General features: G+C 63.7%; 13 protein-coding genes. 6 read left to right on the top strand and 7 right to left on the bottom strand.

Annotated features, from left to right (window positions below; all coding sequences use genetic code 11):
• Window positions 1-3 precede the first annotated feature (3 nt).
• Both AC24R4_RS06755 and AC24R4_RS06750 read left to right on the top strand, forming a co-directional pair.
• Window positions 4-237 (top strand): hypothetical protein, encoded by a 234-nt coding sequence (locus AC24R4_RS06755; RefSeq protein WP_487522553.1) that lies wholly within the window; start codon window positions 4-6, stop codon window positions 235-237.
• A gap of 932 nt (window positions 238-1,169) precedes the next feature.
• Window positions 1,170-1,505 carry a hypothetical protein gene (locus AC24R4_RS06750; RefSeq protein WP_400394994.1) on the top strand — a complete coding sequence of 112 codons (336 nt, stop codon included), beginning with the start codon at window positions 1,170-1,172 and terminating at the stop codon, window positions 1,503-1,505.
• Between the two features lie 162 nt (window positions 1,506-1,667).
• Here AC24R4_RS06750 and AC24R4_RS06745 read toward each other — a convergent pair whose 3' ends face one another.
• From AC24R4_RS06745 to AC24R4_RS06735, 3 genes are all read right to left on the bottom strand, one after another.
• Window positions 1,668-3,041: a sigma 54-interacting transcriptional regulator gene (locus AC24R4_RS06745; RefSeq protein ID WP_400394996.1), complete on the bottom strand. Its 1,374-nt coding sequence runs from the start codon at window positions 3,039-3,041 to the stop codon at window positions 1,668-1,670.
• A 128-nt stretch (window positions 3,042-3,169) separates the two neighbouring features.
• On the bottom strand, window positions 3,170-3,643 hold the full coding sequence (locus AC24R4_RS06740; RefSeq protein ID WP_400394998.1) for a hypothetical protein: 474 nt from the start codon (window positions 3,641-3,643) through the stop codon (window positions 3,170-3,172).
• A gap of 614 nt (window positions 3,644-4,257) precedes the next feature.
• The gene (locus AC24R4_RS06735) at window positions 4,258-5,616 is read right to left on the bottom strand and encodes an NCS2 family permease (RefSeq protein WP_487522552.1); all 1,359 of its coding nucleotides are present in this window, start codon (window positions 5,614-5,616) and stop codon (window positions 4,258-4,260) included.
• Between the two features lie 312 nt (window positions 5,617-5,928).
• On the opposite strand from AC24R4_RS06735, the gene AC24R4_RS06730 reads away from it, so the two are divergent.
• Both AC24R4_RS06730 and AC24R4_RS06725 read left to right on the top strand, forming a co-directional pair.
• The gene (locus AC24R4_RS06730) at window positions 5,929-6,132 is read left to right on the top strand and encodes a cold-shock protein (RefSeq protein ID WP_029051093.1); all 204 of its coding nucleotides are present in this window, start codon (window positions 5,929-5,931) and stop codon (window positions 6,130-6,132) included.
• Between the two features lie 1,595 nt (window positions 6,133-7,727).
• Window positions 7,728-8,822 (top strand): replication protein RepA, encoded by a 1,095-nt coding sequence (locus AC24R4_RS06725; protein WP_400395360.1) that lies wholly within the window; start codon window positions 7,728-7,730, stop codon window positions 8,820-8,822.
• 142 nt (window positions 8,823-8,964) lie between these two features.
• Here AC24R4_RS06725 and AC24R4_RS06720 read toward each other — a convergent pair whose 3' ends face one another.
• The gene (locus AC24R4_RS06720) at window positions 8,965-9,168 is read right to left on the bottom strand and encodes a cold-shock protein (protein ID WP_006159056.1); all 204 of its coding nucleotides are present in this window, start codon (window positions 9,166-9,168) and stop codon (window positions 8,965-8,967) included.
• Between the two features lie 417 nt (window positions 9,169-9,585).
• On the opposite strand from AC24R4_RS06720, the gene AC24R4_RS06715 reads away from it, so the two are divergent.
• Together AC24R4_RS06715 and AC24R4_RS06710 are read left to right on the top strand one after the other, a co-directional pair.
• On the top strand, window positions 9,586-10,242 hold the full coding sequence (locus AC24R4_RS06715) for an AAA family ATPase (protein ID WP_066737651.1): 657 nt from the start codon (window positions 9,586-9,588) through the stop codon (window positions 10,240-10,242).
• 5 nt (window positions 10,243-10,247) lie between these two features.
• On the top strand, window positions 10,248-11,264 hold the full coding sequence (locus AC24R4_RS06710) for a ParB/RepB/Spo0J family partition protein (protein WP_487522551.1): 1,017 nt from the start codon (window positions 10,248-10,250) through the stop codon (window positions 11,262-11,264).
• On the opposite strand, the gene AC24R4_RS06705 is transcribed toward AC24R4_RS06710, so the two are convergent.
• The 3 genes from AC24R4_RS06705 to AC24R4_RS06695 all read right to left on the bottom strand — a co-directional run bounded on the left by AC24R4_RS06705 (window position 11,256) and on the right by AC24R4_RS06695 (window position 16,920).
• On the bottom strand, window positions 11,256-12,893 hold the full coding sequence (locus tag AC24R4_RS06705; protein WP_487522550.1) for a phage integrase family protein: 1,638 nt from the start codon (window positions 12,891-12,893) through the stop codon (window positions 11,256-11,258). The two genes, AC24R4_RS06710 and AC24R4_RS06705, sit on opposite strands and share 9 nt — an antisense overlap.
• 1,120 nt (window positions 12,894-14,013) lie before the next feature.
• Window positions 14,014-14,712, bottom strand: a complete 699-nt coding sequence (locus tag AC24R4_RS06700) for a hydrolase (RefSeq protein ID WP_487522549.1) — start codon at window positions 14,710-14,712, stop codon at window positions 14,014-14,016.
• Between the two features lie 408 nt (window positions 14,713-15,120).
• Complete coding sequence (locus tag AC24R4_RS06695) at window positions 15,121-16,920, bottom strand: methyl-accepting chemotaxis protein (protein WP_487522548.1); 1,800 nt, start codon at window positions 16,918-16,920, stop codon at window positions 15,121-15,123.
• Window positions 16,921-17,257 lie beyond the last annotated feature (337 nt).

Here is a 17,257-nt window from a genome sequence, read left to right as displayed (position 1 = left end):
TACGTGATCTTGACCAAGAACGGCCAGCCCCAGCCCGTCACCGCTCACGCGGGCCGCGTTCCGTCCCGGCTGGTGCCGTGCCTGATGCTTTGCCTCGCGATGTTGTCGGGCTGCGAACGCAACCAGCCGCCGGGGCCGGGCCCCAAGCCGATATCGGGCAGCGCCGCGACAACGCCCTCCGCGCCCCCCGCGCCCGCCACGAACGGCGCCTCGGGCGCGCCGGCCGCGCCGCGCTGACGCGCCCACCGCTGCCGGCGTGCACTGCGGCACCCCGGCGGCGGGCTGCCGTTGCGTATCCGCCGCGCCCCCTGCGTACCCATTTCCGTACCCATTTCTGCGGACCCTCGCCGGTATCAGGGATGCAACCGGATGCACGCCTCGCCCGCGCCCAATTTCCGGCGCGACCGGACCTGCGGCATTTCTATCGGCGTGCGGCAGTTCTGCCCCGAAAAGCAGACACGCCGGCAGGTTTGGCGGCTGCCAGGTTGCCTCTGTCCCACCTTGGCACCCGTCCGCGCCCCCTTGGCACCCGCGCGTTCGCTGCCGCGTTCGCGGCCGGCGCCTTGCATCCGGCAAGCCGCGTGTCACGCGTGACGGGTCCACGCGACCTGGCGTCCGCTTGTCGTAACACCGGCGTAACCGATTGCCGCCGCGGCGGCGTCATGGCGCGCGACATCCAGCGCGGCGCCTGCCGGCAAGCCTTGTAAAACAAGCGTTTGCACCCGATTGGCACGCTTGTCGCTCTGTTACGCATGGGAGAAGTCCGAGTCAAATAACAAAGAACGTCAGAACGCAGGAGAAGACACTGCCATGCGTCATCCACCCGCCCGAATGACGGCGCGCCGCCGCGCCTATCGGCTTGCAGGCCCGCCCCCGTCCGTCAGGGAATTGCTCTCGCCGCCCCTGCTTCCGTCTCCACGGCAAGCCACGCGGCCGGTCACGTCGTTTTGCGCCACCGCCCAGCGCAGTTCGGCCGCGCCCGCCAGCCGGCTGCGCAACGGGCATCCTGGCTGCTGACAGGCGCCTGACCGATGCATTTGGCCTGGCAGATGACGTGAAACAGGCTTTCGGGCACGCGCCCGTTGCTTTTTGGCGCGCCTGCACCTAAACAGGTTTACGTGCTCCGTCCCCCGGCGGGCACCTTTTTCCAGGAAGGGAGGGAGCCACCCATGTACGCCAGAGTGTTAGCCACCATCGCAGTGGCATTGCTCTCGACCGCGGCCGCGCCCGCACTGGCGGGCAACTACGCCTATTTCGACCGGCCGGAGGATGCAGACCTGAACAGTCACGCGGCAGTCAGCAACGATATCTACGTGCGGGCATTCGGCTGGGCCTGGGGCGACGTGCGCTTCAAGCCCGATCAGACGCCGGCACACGCCGCGCAACCGGCCGAACGGCAGGCGCGCGACTACATCACCGATCCCCACGACGTGTCGCCGGGACGCCTGCAGCATGACGACAGCGCGCCGCCTCGCGGGCGCCGTGGCAAGGTCAGCATGAGCTAGGGCCGCTGGCCGGCCAGTTTGCGCGGGCCAAGCCGCGCCAGCCTTCCGCCGCTGTCCGGGCGAAAGGACGAAGGGGATCCGGCGAGCGGACGTCGCCGGATCCCCCTTGGCGCCACCCAGTTCGTGGCGCGTTTCCCTTGCCGGTCTTCGGCGACCTTCCCGCTAGTCTCCCGACGCGCCTGGCTGCAGATCCACGCGGATATTGTGCTTGTGCATCAGCCGATAAAGCGTCACGCGCGACACGTTCAGTTCGCGCGCCGCCGGCACCACGTGGAAGCCATGGCTGGCCATCACCGTGCGGATGGCTTCGCGCTCGGCTTCTTCGCGAATGGCGTCGAGCGTCTTGCGCGGGACTTCCACCCCGCCATGCAGTTGCAGGTCCTCGGCCGTGATTTTGCGGTTGTCGGTCATCACGATCGCACGCCGCACGCGGTTGATCAGTTCGCGCACATTGCCGGGCCAGCTGTATTGCATCATGGCCTGCGTCGCACACGTGGAGAACCCGCGGATGCGGCGATGCGCCTCGTGCCCATGTTCGGCCAGCACGGCGTTGGCCAGCAGCAGGATGTCTTCGCCGCGCTCGCGCAGCGGCGGAATGGTGAGCGTCAGCACGCAGAGCCGGTGGAACAGGTCGGAACGGAAGCGGCCGTCGCCCTGCGCCGCCACCAGGTCCACGTGCGTGGCCGAGATGATGCGCAGGTCCAGCGGAATCGACTGGTGGCCGCCCAGGCGCGTGATGGTGCCCTGCTGCAGGAACCGCAGCAGCGCCACCTGGCTTTCCAGCGGCAGGTCGCCAATTTCGTCCAGAAACAGCGTGCCGCCCTGCGCCTGCTCGATCCAGCCGATCTTGCGCTGGTTGGCGCCGGTGAAAGCGCCCTTCTCGTAGCCGAACAGTTCGGACTGCACCAGGTGCGACGGAATGGCGCCGCAGTTGATGGCCACGAACGGCCCCTTGCGCCGGCTCGACGCTTCGTGGATGGCCTGAGCGGCCAGTTCCTTGCCGGTGCCCGATTCGCCGGAGATAAACACCGGGGCATCGTTGTGCGCCACCTTGGCCAGCGACCGGAACATGGCACGCATCGGCTGGCATTCGCCGATCATGGGTCCGCGCGTGTTCTGCTCGGGAATGCGCGCGCCGTGCAGGCTGGCCATGCCGTGGGCGTGCTTGAGCGTGTAGAGCAGTTCGTCGAACGAGAACGGCGTGCGCACGTAATCCACGCAATAGTCGCGGATCAGCCGGCGTACGCGTTCGTCCTCGAGCATGGCCGTCGACGTGATGGCCACCCACATGACATGCAGATGCTGCAGCCCCTGCTCGAGCTGGGTCAGCTCGGCGTCGGTGTACGGCGCCTGCAGGTCAATGATGCCGGCCATCGGCGCGCTGCCGCGCACCGTGCGCTCCAGGTCTCGCACCTGTTGCACACGCCGGATTTCCCAGCCCGATCCGAACTGGGATGCACTGAAACCAAAATCCTCATAGCGCGACACGAGCACGATCTGTGCGGTGCGTGCGGGCGCCTTGCACAGTCGGTCCATGACGTTCTCCCTGACGTTGGGCTTCTTGTTGGTCGCAACGGAACCGGCGGCACGCGCGGCCGAGGGCCATTCGGCCCGGCCCGGTTCCGCCGGCTGCGCGGGCTGGCCCGCGCGCAACGTCTGGGGGATCACGGCGTGGACAAACTGCGTGATGGGTCTTCGAGCACGCTGGCACGATCGCCGGCCGCGCACAGTTCGTCGCGGATACGTCGGCGCACCATGTCTTTCTCGCGCATGAGCTCGATGCTGGGCGACTCCGGTTTCTGGCCCGAATACTGGTAGTACAGCGCCTTGTACGTCAGCTGGCTCAGGATCCATTCCTGCAGCAGCAGGCGCTGGCGGCACAGTTCGTTGGCCAGCAGGCGATGGCGCTGCAACAGGCCCTCGACTGCGGCGCGCGTGCGCGGCGAGAGTTCGTGGTCTTCGGCAAGCACGGCGGCAACGTCGGTAATGGCGTAGTCCTCGTGCCCTGCATCGCTCCCTTCATGCAGCGCGATGTCTGCGGAGGCTTCTCCCAGGGCTTTCCATTGGCCCTGCGCCGGCTGGCTGCCAGGCTGGCTGATGGGCCCGATGGCGGGACGCCGGATTTCTCCTGCGGTCATGATCTGTTCCCCGTTGAACAACATCCCCCGGCACTACACGTTCGCGTTTACCACTTTCTGTTCTGGATTTGAGCTGTCTTTGTCCGGTGCGCATGGATGCCGCGCACTCTTTCTTTCGTGGTGGCGAAGCCGTCCTGCGAGGACGGTCTCATGATCGGCTGGCCCCGTTCTGGTCCTACCGGCGGGCCTCGCCAATTGGCTGTCGAGTGCGGTCGATGCACGTCGACGGCGCCCGGATCCCGGAGTCAACAAAGGGCGCTCTTGCGCGCCCTCAAATTTTTGCCACGCCTCTAGTTCAGTGCATTTCCCCCCTTTTGTCCAGCCGGGAATGTTGGCTGTCAGCCAAGTCTCATACTTTTGTATGAGACTTGGAAGCGGCTTTCGACTGCGCTTGCTAGGTTAATGAGCACTTACATTCGTCGCAGAAACGGGTACGCCGTCGCGCTGCCGCACATCCGTTTGATACGCAGAAATAGGTACGCGTACATGCAGCGGCCGTGCCGGATGTCATCGTTGTCATTTTGAATGTGTCAAACCGCACCCGCCAATGCAAAGGGGATGGCGTTTCGGCCATCCCCACTTGTTTCATGAAACCTTCGCGTGCTGCGCGCCGGTCAATGCCCAGGCAAGTAGTAGAACTTGAACAGGAACACCGCGGCGATGATCCATGCCATCACGGGCACGTCCCTGGCGCGGCCCGTCAGCAGCTTCAGCGCGGCATACGAGATAAAGCCGAAGGCCACGCCATTGGCCACCGAGTAGGTGAACGGCATGGCCAGCGCGGTCAGGACGGCGGGCACCACTTCGGTGACATCGCTCCAGTCGATGTCGACGAGCTCGCGCAACATCAGGCACGACACATACAGCAACGCCGGCGCGGTGGCATAGGCCGGGACCGTGCCGGCCAGCGGCGCGATAAACAGGCAGGCCAGGAACAGCACGGCCACAGTGACGGCGGTCAGGCCCGTGCGGCCGCCCGCCTGCACGCCCGACGCGCTTTCGATATAGGCAGTGGTGGAAGACGTACCGAGCAGCGAACCGGCCATGATCGCGGTGCTGTCAGCCATAAGGGCCTTGTTCAGGCGGTCCATCTTGCCGGCCTTGAGCAGCCCCGCGCGGTTGGCCACCCCCATCAGCGTGCCCGTGGCGTCAAACAGCTCCACCAGGAAGAACACCAGCACCACGTTGACGATGCCGATCGACAGCGCGCCGGAGATATCGAGCTTGAACAGCGTGGGCGAGATCGACGGCGGCGCCGACACCACGCCGTGGAACTGGTTGCCCGCGAAAATGAAGCTGAGCACCGTCGTCAGCAGAATGCCGATCAGGATGGCGCCTTTCACCTTGAGCCGGTCCAGCGCCACGATCGCCAGGAAGCCAATGATGGCCAGCACGGCCTGCGGCTGGTGGAGGTCGCCGATGGTGACCAGCGTGGCGGGATTGCCGGTAATGATGCCCGCACTGTGCAACGCGATGATGGCAAGGAACAGACCGATACCGGCGGTGATGGCGCCGCGAATCGCGACGGGAATGCCCTTGACGATGGCTTCGCGTACGCGGAACAGCGTCACCACGAGGAACAGGCAGCCCGAGATGAACACGGCCCCCAGCGCAGCCTGCCACGGCAGGCCCATGCCTTTGACCACGGTATAGGCAAAGTAGGCGTTCAGCCCCATGCCAGGCGCCATGGCAATCGGGTAATTGGCATAGAAGCCCATGATCAGCGTGCCGATGGCGGCAGCCAGGCACGTGGCCACGAAGACGGCATCCTTCGGCACGCCGGCATCGCCCAGGATGCTCGGGTTCACGAAGATGATGTAGGCCATCGTCAGGAACGTTGTGACGCCGGCCAGCACTTCGGTGCGCACGTCGGTGTTGTGTTCGCGCAGCTTGAAGAGGCGCTCCACCAGGCTCGATGCGGCGGATGCGGCGGATGGATGGCTTGGCCGGGGGGCCTGTTCAGGGGTGGACATGGTGTCTCCGGGGTGCTCGGGCGGCGCGTGCGACACGCGTCGCCGGGTGCCGTGTTGACTCGACAATGCGGAAAAGGCCGGATCATCCCACAAGCCGCCGGGGGCTTCCAGCCCCGGCCGGGGAATCCCTGCCTTGACGAGACCGGCAATCCCCCGTATAAATCTCCGCCAGATTCAAGCGACGAGGCAACAGTTCATTCGTTAGCCAACGTCTTGGTACTTCGGTTGTCCATGGTGTCCTTTCCTTGAGTTGGCAATACGGTGGTGTGCGCACCATCGGTTTCTTTTTTATTTTTTTTGGAAAGCAATACCATGCAAACCGGTATCGTAAAGTGGTTCAACGACGCCAAGGGCTTCGGTTTCATCAAGCCGGACGCCGGCGGTGACGATCTGTTCGCGCACTTCTCGGAAGTTCGCGCCGAGGGCTTCAAGTCGCTGCAAGAAAACCAACGCGTGTCGTTCGAAGTCAAGAACGGCCCGAAGGGCCTGCAAGCGGCTAACATCACCCCGATGTAAGTCCAGGCTGCACGCACGCTTCGGCGTGCGTCGCGTCCAAAAGCCCGCCATTGGCGGGTTTTTTTTCGTCCATCCTCGGCGGACAGCTCAGGCAGCTGTTGCCGATGCGGCGTATTCGCGACACGCGGCCGCTATCGCCTTCTCGCCTAGAACGCCGGCTTCACCGTCCGTCTCCGCTCATCCCCCTTTCCTTGCACGCTACCGTCGGCTGCACCTCGCAGAAACGGGTACGCACCCCAAAGGCCGCCTGGCTATCGCCGCAGAAACGGGTACGCCCGTCGTCGGCGTCTGCGCAGACATGGGTACGGACCGCACCGCCGCGACTTCCTTGTGACGGGATTACAACAGGTTTGTGCAACGCAGAAACAGGTACGCTTTTTCGCTTCGTATGGCTTTTGCAGCACCTTGCGCGGGCAGTTATCCCGCCTAATGTTTAGGCAAGGCAGTTTTCCCCGCAGAATCGGGTTCGCATGATCGGACGCCCATGTATACAGGGCTGCGACGCAGGCGCTGCGCAGAAACGGGTACGGTTTACGGCCACCGGCGGCCGCAGAAATGGGTACGCACCGGATTTGCAGGCACTGCCGACTGCCCGTCCGCGTTCCCTCGATGGCCGCCAGCTACGCAGAAACAGGTACGCAGACTGCCTGAGGATGCTGGATTCGCGGTGTGCTAAGTGTGGACTGGCTCCGCGTATACGCGTTGATACAGCAGCGGCGTATACCCGCGGTCGGCGTATCACCGCCCGGGCAGCCCGCAGAAATGGGTACGCCGGCAAGACACGGTCCGCTTTTCAGGACGCAGAAACGGGTACGCCTTGGTGGATGGGGCGCCTGGAAGCTCGCGTCCGCAGATTTGGGTACGCCGCAGAAACAGGTTCGAGAGGGCATCTTGGAGGCCTCCAACCCTGTATACGCAGAATCGGGTTCGTTTTCCGGCCATCCAGACGCAGAAACGGGTACGCAAGGCACCCAGAACGCGGCGCGAGGCCGCCAAGGCGTACCTGATTCTGCGGGGATAAGGCCCTCAATCACCCCGGGCAAGCCGCGGTGACTGGCGGTTCGGCCCATGCCGCGCAGAAACGGGTACGCTTTGTGCCCGGTGTTCTGTGGAAAAGCCTGTGGGATCAGTGACTTATCCCCGCAGATTTCGGTTCGCCGATTTCGCTGAAACGGGTTCGCCTGGCCGCAGATTCGGGTTCGGGGCTACGCAGAAACGAGTACGGATGGCCGCAGAAACGGGTACAGAGGGGCTCGAAAAACGCTTTGCAATCAATGGGCTTGGCGCTCCGTATACGGTTTACAAGTAGTTAACCCGTATCGGTATCGTTTACTTGTAGTGGATGAGCAGCCAACCGTGGACAACCCTGCCGGGTTGCCCACCGTGCGGCCGCCATCTCACCAATCGCCAGATACCTGGCCAGTCAACACAAACAGCTTGCAGGACAGGCCTTGCGTTGCCCGACCGACGTCCCGTCCGACGCGCTGGAGAGGGCAAACGGCATCCTCGCCAGATAAACACGTATACGTACCCGTTTCTGCGTGACAACGTATACGTGATCGCGTAAAAAGGCGGGTAATCCGAAGCCCATCAATATGTCGATCAAACGCTCTATGGCCTCCGAGGGAGAACGTGCCGTCCTGGAAGCGGACGCGGAACCGTCCCGCATCATCACTCCCGGGAACGAGAACGCCCTCGCGCCGTCCGAGAAATTCCAGCGTCTTTTCGACGAAGCCCAGGCCATGGAGCGCGAAGACGCGTGGCAAAGTGGCGAAGTAGGCTTCCTGAGCCGTGCAAGCGTGCAGGTCACCCTGCCGTATCGAGCACCGAAGGGCGCGCCGCCCGTCTGGACACGCACCAGCGGCAATATCTCGCTGATGATCCAGCCTGGCTACTTCACGCAGCAACGCTCCGAGCGCGCGTCGAATGGCCGGCAGAAGCTCGTCTCCGAAACCGTGTCGCTGGGCTATCCGTACGGCTCCTACCCGCGCCTGATGCTTGCCTGGATCGGCAAGGAGATCATGGCCAAGAAGAAGCGCGGCGAATTCACCGGTACGGTGGAAGACCGTCGTATTTCGCTTGGCAACTCGCTGTCGGAGTTCATGTACAACCTTGGCATTCCGATGGCCACGGGGGGCAAGCGCGGCACGATGACGCTGGTTCGCCAGCAGATGATCCGGCTGTTTTCGGCCACGATCGCCATCGTCCAGAACAAGTCGGTACCAGTGCCGAATCAGGCACCGAATCATGAGCCACTGTCGATCGATCGGGTCGGTTATTTGCTGGCCGATCAGCTGTCGACCTGGTGGGATCCGATGCAGCCTGGGCAGGGCTCGATGTTCGAGAGCTTTGTCGTGCTGTCGGAGCCGTTCTTCAATGAACTGGTCAACCGGCCTGTTCCGGTCGACATGCGGGCCCTCAAGGCGCTGAAGCAGTCGCCGTTCGCGCTCGACGTGTATTCCTGGCTTACCTATCGGTTCTTCACGATCCAGCGCCGGACGGAAATCCCGTGGGAAGCGTTGCAGATGCAGTTCGGGACTGAAACGGAGAGCGAACGCAAGTTCCGGGCGCTGTTCCGCAAGGCGCTCAAGGACGTGCTCGTTGTCTATCCCGGCGCGAAGGTTGATGCGGACTCGTCCAAGGCGCTGATCCTCCAGCCGTCGCGTACGAGCGTGCGCAAGCTCGGATAAGGGCTTGCAGCAGGGGCCAGCGCGGCGGTGGCGCCCAGGCGGGTCCGGCCGGCTGAAATGCAAGAAGGGCAAGCATGCGCTTGCCCTTCTTGCTTACCGGTCAGTCATCTCGACGACCGCCGGGAAACTGCAGTGGTTCGCTTCAGGCCGGCTTGATCGCAGAAGCCTGCAGGCCCTTCGGACCTTGCTTGACTTCAAACGTCACGCGCTGACCATCCTTCAGGGTCTTGAAACCCGAGCCCTGAATCTCCGAGAAGTGGGCAAACAGGTCTGCGCCGCCATCGTCGGGAGTAATGAAGCCGAAACCCTTGGTCTCGTTGAACCACTTGACCGTACCGGTTGCCATAAGAAAGTCCTTTCGAAGCAAGTTCGTTTTACACAACGCAAACAACCGTTCAAGCACGCTGGGGTCTCGTAGATACCGAACGGAAGTCAACGAGTTGACACGACTTGACTCGACTGTAACGGGCATCATAACCACATTGTGTTGCGGTGTCATGTGCGCGGTAATGCGCACTACCTTTACTTTAGGCGGATTCTGTACCGCTTTTCAAGAAGAAGAATCCCCAAAGTTGATATAGGCGGTTTTCGCCCACCCGGGCCCTGCCGGCGCGCTGACGCGGCCCCGCTGCCGCTTTTCCGAACACTTCCAATTTATTTAAATTTTCGAAAATGGGTTGTAGCGCACTGTGGGATTAGCTAAAGTTTCGCCTTGATTGAACACCCATCATTCGCGCTTTCAGCGCTGAAAGTGAGGCCCCAAGTGGCAGCAAAGATCATCACCGTTTTTAACCAGAAGGGCGGCTGCGGCAAGACCACCGTCAGCATGCATCTCGCTGGCACATTGGGACTCCGTGGCGCGCGCTCGATGCTCGTCGACATGGACGAGCAGGGCACCGCCACCAGATGGGCAGCGCAGGCCAGCGATGAACGGCCCTTCCCGGCGTCTGTCATCGGGCTCGCGCCGTCGGGCGGCGCCATGCACCGGGAAGTGCGCAAGTTTGTGCATGACTACGACTACATTCTTGTGGACTGCCCGCCGGCGGTACATTCGGCGGCGCCGTCCAGCGCGCTGCTGATTTCCGACCTGGCCATTATTCCCGTGGTCCCGTCGCCGCCCGATTTGTGGGCCGCCGTCGCGGCCAAGACCCTGGCGCAGCATGCGCAGGTACAGAACGAGACCCTGCAAATTCGCGTCATGGCGAACATGGTCCAACGGCGCGTTTCCATCGCGCGGCAAGCGATCGAAATTCTTGGCGACGACGGCGACGTGCCCCTGCTGAATTCAATGATCGGCTCGCGCTCGGCGTTTCGCGAGTGCCAGGCGATCGGCTGCACGGTCCATGGCGTGCCGGGTGCGCGGGAGGCGATCCAGGAAGTCGACATGATGGTGGACGAGATCCTGTCCTTGATTGAGTAATACGAATGGCAACGAAATTGAAAAGCCTGAAGGCCGGCATGCTCGCCGGCATGGCCGCGGAAAAGACCCGCAGCGATGCGATCGACCGGTTCGCACGTGCGGAAGCCGCGCTGTCCGAGCATCCGAACGGCCTGTTGCAGAACCAGCGCCCCCCGCAGGCGTCGGCGACTTTCAGCGCTGAAAGTGCGGTCGCCAATGCGGAAGGGCGCCTGCTGATTCGCGTGCCCATCGCGAACCTGCACGACAACCCCTTCAACGCGCGACGCATTTACGATCCTGCCGTGGTGCAGGAGCGCGCGGCGTCGATCGCCACGCATGGCCAGAAGACGCCGGGTCTGGCTGCCCCCGATCCCGCGCGGCCGGGGCAATACATCCTGATCGACGGTCACTATCGAAAGCGCGCCCTGGCATCGGCCGGCAAGCTGGAGATGGAATGCTTTATCGAGGACGATCTCAGCGACCTCGATTTCTACCGGCTCTCGTTCCTGCTTAACGAGCAGCGATCGGACCAGTCTGCGCTGGACAACGCCATTGCGTGGCGCCAGTTGCTGGACGAAGGCAAGGTTCAGAAGGAAGAAGAGATCTGTGAACTGACCGGGATGTCCGCCGGCACGGTCAACAAGACGCTGGCGCTACTGAAGTTGCCTGAATCGGTGCTCGCTGTCATGCGCGAGCGGCCCAGCGCCATCGGCATTTCGGCCGGCTACGAGTTGACCCTCTATTGCAAGATCGCTGGCGAGGATCGCACGCGCGAGCTGGCCACGCGGATCATGAACGACGGGCTGTCGAGCCGCGAAGTGGAATCGATCCGGAAACACGCGCAGGAAGGCAAGTCTCGCAAGGTCAAGGAAATCAGCCGCCAGTACAAGATTCGCACCGAGGCGGGTCAATTGCTGGGGACGATCAAGGAATGGGATTCCGGACGCATCATGCTCGATGTCCAGCTGACCGATCGCAATGCCCGGGAAGATCTGCTGGAAGTCCTGAAGGCCCGCTTCGGCCTGGACAAGACGCTACTCTGATCTCGGGAGCCTGAGCTGGCGGGGTGTGAACGCCGCCGGCACATCGTCATGCGCGGCGGCGAAGCGCCGCCAGCTGACGCGCAACAGCCGCTCCAGCCCGCTGGAAGAATAGCCCGCCGCCGTCTGCGACCGCTTCGCGCGGCCCCGTTCGGTGTCGGGAAAATCAACCGGTGCGAGCAACGCGGTATCGGGACGCTCGCCCGAAAAACTGCCGTCCCATTCCAGCTCGCGATCGCCCCAGTGCATCCGCAGCGCGTGCCACACGTCGGCGTCCAGCGAGATATCTCCCGCCCTTGAGGCACTCTTTGCCTCCAATGCCAGATGGGCGCCGGCGACACCGGGCGCCAAATGCGCGATGCGAAGCGCCGACAGTTCGATCACGCGCAGTCCGTGCCGTGCGATCAGCAAGGCGGCGGCCCGCGCTGCGCGCTGCTGCGGCGACGGCATGTCGTTGGCCAGCCAGTCCAGAAAGCGATCGACCGGAATCGTCGACACCGCGCGCGGCGTGTCGGGCGAAGTCGGCGGCACCTTCACCAACGACGAGTCTGCCGACCGGGAGTGCGGCGGGATGCGCGCATCGTACCGCTGCAAAGGAACTGACTCGCGCGCCTGCCGGCCGCGTTTGCGCGGCACTTCGTTGTGAAGTGCGCCAAGTAGCGACCGGACTACCCGCAGGGCAGCTTCGCAGGAACTGGTACGCAAGGGCCCTTCGAATGGCCGCCAATGCACCTTGTCGCGTGCGCTGGCGGGGCCGCACCAGAAGTCAGCCGGCTGGGGGTCGGCGAGAAACGACTGGTACGCCGCCAGGTCTGCGGCGGATAGCGCGCGCAGTGAACGGCCCTGTCGCGCGGCCCATAGCAGCAAGCGTTCGGCCTCGCGACGATAGCTCTTCCAGGTGTTCGGCGATGATTCCTTTGCCTTCAGCCAATGCCGTACCAAGCGCAGATCTTCGGCCAGTTCCCTTTCCACGGCAGTGCGTCCGCCGTCCATGCGCATCCATTCCAAGGGGATGGGCACGCGCATGGTCGGAGATAACGGGGCGGGCAAAAGAGCCTTTCGCGCCACAAAATCATCGGGGAGGAGCACAAAATCCCGCAGCTTGATATCGGACGTCACCTGCTGACCGGCCAGCCAGCGCACCACCGTTTCGCAGGATCTCCTACCGATCCGGGGGACGTGCCGCCACCAACTACTACCGCGCCGATTGGCCAAGGCCACGAGGTCGGCGATGGTATGGATGTCCGCGGCCATCAGCCGCCGGGCCAGGCTAGGCCCGAACCACAGCGTTACGCGGTGGGACGGCAGGGGACGCCCTTGGCCTAGCTGTTCGATCGACGACAGCGCCTCGACCCGGCGGGACATCCCCGTGTCCGACCGGCCGCGCAGCGCCTCGAACATCTCGGCGATATCCGGGCGGTCGTGCTGGAGGGCAAACTGCACCAACCGATCGCGCAGCGACAGAATGCGTTGGATCGCCTGATGCTCGGTCAGGTCATCATCGTCATCGGGGTCCAGCAGATAGCGGTTGGCGATATCGATCGGGCGCATGCCCTGCGCATACGCACGCACCACCGCGAATTCGGTGCGGGTCAGCTTTGTCGCCGCCAGAGTGTCGTGATCAGCGGACACGCTCGGGCTCCAGCTGTTGTGTTGTCAGGGGCACATTGAAGCGTGAAAAAGCTGGCTGTTGTCGACTTCCAACGGCTTCCGAAGCCGCCCCGTGGCGCTGCGGAGCGCTGAACCCGCCGCATATGGGCCACGTGACGTAAGTGACTGATTTGCAACCAAAAGTTTTCATCCCCAATCCCGACCGGCCCATTCTGCACATCAAAGTGCAATGCAAATTATTTTAATGCAAGCTGACGCACATGGGGAAATTTCAGCGGAGACACGGTGACAGCAGCACGGCGGCGGATTTTGAAAGGTCTGAGGGGCTCATATGGCCAAAGACCCAGCCTGGTGGACGATACCAGAAGCCAGGCGGCCTCATGGCGCCTTAGCAGCTGCGTTGGGCGCGAGAGCGCCAAGGAGGCCGATCGCCGCCGCGAAAACAAGCCAACATCTTCATGGGTCGGCCAAGCAGCATGCCGGGAAAGATGCCTGCGGCATGCCCACTGCCCCGGCGCGACATTCTCTGCATGCCGGACGTGCACCTCAAATCCAGCTAACGAATGTGAGCCCGCTTTCAGCGGCGCCCGTCATTCGTGCCGCCTGCGAACGTGGCGAGGACCGGGGCAAGACATGCGCCGCTCCAAGCGCGTCGCCGACAGCGGGCCAACGCGTCGTTGCGGCAACGGGGAGTGCGCAGCCGCCGCTTTTCGGTCGTGGATCACGGGTGGCCGCAGTGCCCTCCAGCGAGAAAAACGCGTCGTTGCACGTGTCATTCCGCAGCGTTGATTTAAAAGGAATTTCATACGCAGCAGTGAGTACGCTTTGTGTCCGGCGACGTGTTGATCGACGCATGGAAGTGCAGGGTGCGCGCGTCTCTCGCAACGCAACGGGCGTATACGTATACGCGTATACGCATTCCGCTACCGGCTTGCGTCCTGGTTCCGCGACGATGCACCCAGCGGAAAAAACCGCAAAATACGCATCATTCGTTCGAATGATTTTTCACCGGCTCAAGATCCGCCACATCACTAATCCACCGAATAAATTGCGCCGAACGAACACGGGCACGCGAAGCGCCACCGCGTGGGTGATGGCGCTCGCGTGCCCGCGTTTTGGGGGAGGTGTTGGCCGTCTTCTATCAGTACGCGATCACCGGGGCATGCACCGGGGCGATCGACGGATGGGCGCTCTGCGTGCGCTGGGCGGCCTTGTGCACCATCGTGTAGGCGTAGTCGATGCCCATGCCGTAGGCGCCCGAGTGTTCCTTCGCCAGGCCCGTCACCGCGTCGTACGTTTCCTTGTTCTTCCAGTCACGCTGCCATTCCAGCAGGACCTGCTGCCACGTCACCGGCACCACGCCGGCCTGGATCATGCGCTGCATGGCGTAGTCGTGCGCTTCCTTGGTGGTGCCACCCGAGGCGTCGGCCACCATGTAGATCTCGTAATCCCCTTCGAGCATGGCGCTCAGCGCGAAGGTCGTGTTGCAGACTTCGGTCCACAGGCCCGCCACGACGATCTTCTTGCGGCCGTTGGCGGCCAGCGAATCGCGCACCTTCTGGTCGTCCCACGAGTTCATCGAGGTGCGTTCGAGCGTTTCCTTGCCCGGGAAGACGTCGAGCAGTTCGGGGTAGGTGTAGCCGGAGAACGATTCGCTCTCGACGGTGGTGATGGTGGTCGGCACGTCGAAGATCCTGGCGGCCTTGGCCAGGCCGACGACGTTGTTCTTCATGGTCTGGCGGTCCATCGACTGCACGCCAAAGGCCATCTGGGGCTGATGGTCGATGATGATCAGCTGGCTGTTGCGCGGGGTCAGGACTTGCAGTTTGGCGTTCGACATGATGGGCTCCGGTATTAAAAATGATTCAACGAGTTTTAGAGGTGATCGGGCGGCGCTGGCTTCGCTTGGCGGGGTTCGCTGTGTGGCTGCGCTGTCCATGTGCAGAACTATAGCGACCGCCCCCGCCGCGAAAGTGGGCTATCGTCGCCATAGTTATTCAAAATTATTGAATCGAACAGTCGTCGCCTCTCCATACCTGAAAACCACCTTTGCAGCGGCCGACCGCCTCCCGCTTGCGCGCCGTGGCAGGCCGCAAGTCCGGGCGTTCAGTACCGAGGGGAGATCACTCTGGCGCGCGAGGTGCCAGGCGTCACGCGGAGGAACCCGATGGCGCGCCCCAAGGCAGGGACGCATCGGGCCGCGCGAGGATGGGGGGCCCGGCCGTGAGCCGGGCTGCGTTGGCGGCCGTCAGTCCAGGCGGAAGGTCCGCACGACGTCCGCAAGCGTGGCCGCCTGGCCCTGGAGCGCCGCAGCGGCGGCGGTGGACTGTTCCACCAGAGCGGCGTTCTGCTGCACCATCTGGTCGAGCTGGCTGACCGCCACGTTCACTTCCTGAATGCCGCGCGTCTGTTCGCGCGCGGCGCTGGTGATCTCGGAAATGATCTGCGTGACGCGGCCCACGTTGCCGACGATCTCGTGCATCGTTTCGCCGCTCAGCCGCACCTGGCCGGAACCGGCATTGACGCTGCCCACCGTCGATTCGATCAGCGTCTTGATTTCCTTGGCGGCCTGCGAACTGCGCTGGGCCAGCGCGCGCACCTCTCCCGCCACCACGGCAAAGCCGCGGCCCTGCTCGCCGGCGCGGGCCGCTTCCACGGCAGCGTTCAGCGCCAGGATATTGGTCTGGAACGCGATGCCCTCGATCACGCCGATGATGTCCGAAACCTTCACGGCCGCGCGCTCGATGTCGCCCATCGTGTCGATGGCCCCGGCGATGGCGCTGCCGCCCTGGGTGGCCACCTGCTGCGCCTGCGTGGCCGTATCGTCGGCCTGGCGGGCCGCGCTTTCCGACTGGCCGACCGTCGCGGTGATTTCCTCCATCGACGCCGCGGTCTGTTCCAGGCTGGCGGCGGCCGATTCGGTACGGCGCGACAGATCGGCATTGCCTTCCGCAATCTCGTTGGCGGCGACGTGTACCGATTCGCTCGCGTCCCGGATCTGGCGCATCACGTGCACGAGCTTGTCGGCAAACGCATTGAAGGCCCGCGCGATCTGCGCCACCTCGTCGGTACCGTCGGCGGGCAAACGGCGCGTGAGATCGCCATCGCCGGAACCGATCGCCACCATGGCATCGCGAATCCCGGACAGCCGCCGGAACGAGACCGCTGTCACGCCTGCCACGATCAGCGCGGCCGCGCAGGCCACGATGACCAGCGAGATGAGCGATGCGATCAGCACTGACCGCATGCCGGCCGTGGCCTCGGCCTTGTCCAGCGCGATCACGGCCACCCAGTCAGTGCCGGCGATCTCGCGGCCGCGCAGCAGTTTGCTGGTGCCGTTCACGCTCACGTCCAGCGGCACGGTGGCCGATACCAGCGCGCCAAGCTTGTCACCGTCCAGCGCCGGTATCAGATCGGCAATCGGCTTCAGCGTCAGCTTGTCGTCCTGATGCGCGACGATCTTGCCGTCGCGCGCCACCAGGATGCCAAAGCTGGCGGGGGTGGGATGGATCGACCGGACGTTGGCCACCACGGCATCCATGGCCACGTCGCCGCCAATCACGGCCTTGACGCCGCCGTCGCGGATCACCGGCACGGCAAACGTCACCACCAGCTTGCCGCTGCTGGCCGCGATGTAGGGCGGCGTGACGATGGGCTTGCCCGCCGCCACGGCCTGCTTGTACCAGGGCCGCGCGGTGGGGTCGTAGTCGGGCTTCAGGCCGGCCGCGTCAGAAAAGCGGTGGCTCTTGTCGGGATAGCCGACGTAGGTCTTGATAAAGCCGCCAGCGCCTGAAACCAGCCGCAGTGCGGGAATGGGATCGTCCTGCAGCGCGGCATCCTGCAGCGACGCGATCATCTGCGTGTGACTGGACACCCATTCCGCAATGGCGTCCACGTGGCCGGTTTGCACGGCGGCTAGGTTGTTGTCGATGGCCTCGTTGTTATAGGCACGGGCGACAAACTGGTTGACGATGGCATTGGCTGCCAGCGCCACGATGACGATGGCCACCGATAGGGCCACGATTCGCGCGCGAAGCGAGGAAAGCATGTGATGGACTCTTCTCTCAGGTTGGCCCGGGTCCGGGCGATTGCATTGCCATCGCATTGACGGCGCGCGCGGGGCCGACTTTAGTGCGGCGCAACATAGCGGTTCCGGCGTCACTTTCCGGGCCCCCGAACGATCGTTCGAGGCCTGTGGGGCGCTTGCCATATCGATACCAGACACCTGGCATACAACCGAGGGAAAACCCGTTGCACTGCAGCATCGGCTTGCAATCGCAGGGCGTGCTGCCTATGCTGAACACCAGAATTAGATTTAATTTGTATCTGAGTTGAGAAGCATCTAACGCGTTACATACGCAAACGGGGCGGTCTGACATCCTCCG

It is taken from the genome of Cupriavidus sp. CER-90 (assembly GCF_057652055.1).
The sequence above is the reverse complement of the archived record's forward strand: the minus strand, read 5'-3'. Positions and strand labels throughout refer to the sequence as shown.